The sequence below is a fragment of the Streptomyces alkaliphilus genome (assembly GCF_014141535.1).
Taxonomy (GTDB): Bacteria; Actinomycetota; Actinomycetes; order Streptomycetales; family Streptomycetaceae; genus Streptomyces; species Streptomyces alkaliphilus.
In genome coordinates this window covers 1-2388 of record NZ_VKHT01000799.1, presented here as the reverse complement: position 1 = coordinate 2388, position 2388 = coordinate 1, and the positions used below count along the sequence as shown (strand labels likewise).

General features: G+C 73.2%; 3 protein-coding genes. 2 read left to right on the top strand and 1 reads right to left on the bottom strand.

Features of this window, described 5'->3' with window-relative positions:
* Positions 1 to 257 precede the first annotated feature (257 nt).
* Positions 258 to 677, bottom strand: coding sequence for an arsenate reductase ArsC (locus FNQ90_RS19895; protein ID WP_182607615.1), 420 nt, complete (start codon positions 675 to 677; stop codon positions 258 to 260).
* A gap of 165 nt (positions 678 to 842) precedes the next feature.
* Between FNQ90_RS19895 and FNQ90_RS19890 the strand changes: the two genes are divergently transcribed.
* Together FNQ90_RS19890 and arsB are read left to right on the top strand one after the other, a co-directional pair.
* The gene (locus tag FNQ90_RS19890; protein ID WP_182607614.1) at positions 843 to 1157 is read left to right on the top strand and encodes an ArsR/SmtB family transcription factor; all 315 of its coding nucleotides are present in this window, start codon (positions 843 to 845) and stop codon (positions 1155 to 1157) included.
* Between the two features lie 56 nt (positions 1158 to 1213).
* A partial coding sequence (arsB, locus tag FNQ90_RS19885; protein ID WP_228471418.1) for an ACR3 family arsenite efflux transporter occupies positions 1214 to 2388 on the top strand: 1175 nt, incomplete at its 3' end.

Sequence of the window (2388 nt, the reverse complement as noted above, 5' to 3'; positions counted from 1 at the left end):
GCCTGAGCCTCCCTCTGCCGATCGGCGTTCCTCGCGCGGCGAGCGCGTGGCCGTCGCCTCCGGGCGGGGCAACGTCGCGCATCACCCGTTCGATGCGGGGTGCCGCCGTACGGGCGACATTAGCACCGGCGCGGGGGGACCCGGGATCGGTGGGGCCCCGGGGATCCACGGGCCCGGAATCCGGTGTCGACGCCCCCGACCGTTCCGCAGGGGCGCCGGCCCGGACGGGCCCCGCGCCGGGGGGAGGAGAGGAGATGTCAGGCCCGGGCGTCGATGTCGGCGACGAGGGCCTCGACCCGCTCACGGATGGCGTCGCGGATGGGCCGGACGTCCTCGACACCCCGCCCGGCCGGGTCGGCGAGTTCCCAGTCCAGGTAGGTGCGGCCGGGGAAGACGGGACAGGCGTCGCCGCAGCCCATGGTGATGACCCAGTCGGAGGCGCGTACGGCGTCGGGGGTCAGGACGGTGGGGGTGGCGGCGGTGATGTCGATGCCGACCTCCCCCATGGCCTCGACGGCGGCCGGGTTCACCCGGTCGGCGGGCATCGAGCCGGCCGAGCGAACCTCGACGCGGTCGCCCGCCAGGTGACGCAGGAAGCCGGCGGCCATCTGGGAACGTCCCGCGTTGTGGACGCACACGAACAGGACGGAGGCGAGGGGCGCGGTGGACTCGGACATGGGCTCCGTTTCTTCCTTCTCTCCGACCGGCCGGGGGCCGGTCGGTGGTGCCGGACCGGGACGGCCCGGGCCGGTTGCGGGTTCCGGCCCGGGGCCCGGGGTCGCGCACCGGGCAGGACCGACGGGAGGCCGGCGGGACACCGACGGGTGTGACAATATCAGCCCATGCTGATGTCAGTCGATACTGATCTGATGCGCGCGCTGGGTGACCCGCTGCGGCTGAGGATCGTGACCCTGTTGGCCCGCGAGACCCTGTGCACCACGCACCTGATCGCCGAGACCGGCGCCCGGCAGACCAACCTCTCCAACCACCTGCGGGTGCTGCGGGAGGCGGGCGTGGTGGAGACCGAACCGTGTGGGCGCTTCACCTACTACCGGCTGCGTCCCGAGGCCCTCGCCGGTCTCGCGGAAGGGTTCGGGGAGCTGGCCGAGCTGGCCCGCGCGACCCGGGCCGACGACCGCAAGCGGGCGTGCCCGTGAGCGCCCGGGCGACGGGGCCCGACCCCGACGCGGGAGCCGTACCCGGCGCCGCCGCCCTGGTGGGCCGACTGTCCACCCTCGACCGCTTCCTCGCGGTGTGGATCCTGCTGGCGATGGCGATCGGTCTGGGGCTGGGACGGGTGGTACCCGGCCTGGACTCGGCGCTGTCCGCCGTGGAGATCGGCGGCATCTCCCTGCCGATCGCCCTGGGCCTGCTGGTGATGATGTACCCCGTGCTGGCCAAGGTCCGGTACGACCGCCTGGACACCGTCACCGGGGACCGACGCCTGTTGGTCTCCTCGCTGGTGGTCAACTGGCTGGTCGGGCCGGCCGTGATGTTCGCCCTGGCGTGGATCTTCCTGGCCGACCTGCCGGAGTACCGCACCGGCCTGATCATCGTGGGCCTGGCCAGGTGCATCGCGATGGTCATCATCTGGAACGACCTGGCCCGCGGGGACCGCGAGGCCGCCGCCGTGCTGGTGGCCCTGAACTCCGTCTTCCAGGTCTTCGCCTTCGGCCTGCTCGCCTGGTTCTACCTGGACCTGCTGCCCCGCCGGCTGGGGCTCGGGGACGGTGAGGTCCTGGACGTCTCGGCCTGGAAGATCGCCGCGAACGTGGCGATCTTCCTCGGCGTCCCGCTGCTGGCCGGCTTCCTCACCCGCCGGGTGGGCGAGCGGAGGATGGGGCGCGAGCGGTACGAGGAGCGGTTCCTGCCGAGGATCGGCCCGTGGGCGCTGTACGGGCTGCTCTTCACGATCGTGCTGCTCTTCGCGCTCCAGGGGGAGACCATCACCTCCCGGCCGCTGGACGTGGTCCGGATCGCGGTGCCGCTGCTGATCTACTTCGCGCTGATGTGGTTCGGCACCTTCGCGTTGGGGCGGCTCATCGGCCTGGGCTACGAGCGCACCACCACCCTGGCGTTCACGGCGGCCGGCAACAACTTCGAGCTGGCCATCGCGGTCGCGATCGGCGCCTTCGGCGTGACCAGTGGCCAGGCCCTCTCGGGGGTGGTGGGCCCGCTGATCGAGGTGCCGGTGCTGATCGCGCTGGTGTACGTCTCGTTGGCGTGGCGACGTCGCTTCCGCGCCCCGACCCTTCGGGACCCGGCCGCGGGCCCGGGCGGGCCCGGTGGGCCCGGTGGACCGGTTGGGCCCGGTGGACCGGTTGGGCCGGGTGGACCGGTTGGGCCGGGTGGACCGGGAGGCGGGGCACCGGGCCCAACCTGTCTCTT